Below are 1,429 nucleotides of genomic sequence, written 5' to 3'. Positions count from 1 at the left end.
CGCACAGGATCAGGATGTCGTCCGCGTAGCGGACGATCCGGTGACCCCGAGCTTTCATGAACTGGTCGAAGGCGTCCAGATAGACGTTCGCAATCAGCGGGCTGATCACGCCGCCCTGCGGGCTTCCCAGCTCCGTTTCTTCAAGGTGGTACCCCACCATCACGCCGCTTTCCAGGAACTGGCGCAGCAGTGACAGGACACTGCCGTCCGTGATCCGTTGGCGGAACTGGCGGATGATCAGGTCATGGTTGAGCGTGTCGAAGCATTTCGACAGGTCCATGTCCACAACCCAGTCACGCCGGTAGCGGCGGATAAACAACTCCGCCTTGCCGATGGCGTGGTGACCACTGCGTCCCGGACGATACCCGTAACTCGACGGGTGGAAATCCGGCTCGAAGATCGGTTCGATAATACGGCGCAGCGCCTGTTGCACAACCCGGTCCCGAACCGTCGGAATGCCCAGCAGACGCTCACCGCCGTCATCCTTGGCGATGGCTACGCGTCTGACTGGTTGCGCCCGATAGCGCTTTTCCTTCAGCTCGAGCAACAGGCACGACAGCTCCACCTCCAGATTCGCCTCAAACGCACTCAGGCTCTGCCCATCGATTCCGGCCGCGCCCTTGTTGCGTTTGATGTGTCTGAAGGCTTCATACAGGCGCTGTTTTGACAGCAATTGCCCGTACAGACTGTAGTATTTCCTCATGCCTGCTCATCTCTGTGGTGACGGCTTCGAGGATCGGTCTGGCTGCCGGTCTGTTTCAGGCGATCCGTCCGGGTACTAGCGCTCTGGCAATCTGCCGCCACGGTATCGCTCTACTCCCTTGTTCGGAGAACACCAGAGCCACTGCGTTCCCGCAGCACCCCGATGCACGTCCCTGCCCCGTCGGGCAGCTTGTGAACGCAGCGTCCACCTGTTCGCTCGTCGTCCGTCACTCTCGTTAATGACTTCCGCCCTTCGCATCCGACCAGAGCTTTTGACCCTGACCGGTCCGCTGAACCTCCGCCAGCGGTCGTTCCGGTTTTGTCCTCCACGCTGTTACCAGGCTTCTCAGGCCGGAACTTCCTCACTACTACGGCTTCATCTGCCACCTCGCACCGACTGCGGCCTCGGCTTTCACCTTGCGCCACAGCCTCCGGCATCGCCGGATTCGGTGTCAGGCTTCCCCGGTTACTGCACCGGCTCCCTGTTAACGATGCCACCCTCAAGCACAGCCCAGGTCTGACTGAGTATCGGGCTTCGCGTTATTTTGCACGCTGACCCACCTGGACTGCCGAAGCAGGTTCACTTGCGTTGTGTACCGTTAACTTCCTATGGCTTCCTTCAGACCCCACCGTTGGCCAGTGACGCCCTTGCCAGTCGGATTGTCTTCCCCTCAGTCGGGGTGACGCCATCTTCTTTCAGATGGCCGGGTTTGCCGGCTTCGCCGGG

1 protein-coding gene is annotated in these 1,429 nt (G+C 60.5%); it reads right to left on the bottom strand.

Going from position 1 to position 1,429, the window contains the following annotated elements; all coding sequences use genetic code 11:
• Window positions 1-703 (bottom strand): group II intron reverse transcriptase/maturase (gene ltrA / locus Q668_RS08300; protein ID WP_022989146.1); only part of this gene is annotated, 703 nt, incomplete at its 3' end.
• Window positions 704-1,429: the final 726 nt, after the last annotated feature.

It is taken from the genome of Marinobacter sp. ES-1, assembly GCF_000475255.1.
In the GTDB taxonomy this organism is placed as follows: domain Bacteria; phylum Pseudomonadota; class Gammaproteobacteria; order Pseudomonadales; family Oleiphilaceae; genus Marinobacter; species Marinobacter vinifirmus.
This window is presented reverse-complemented; position numbering and strand designations above follow the sequence as displayed.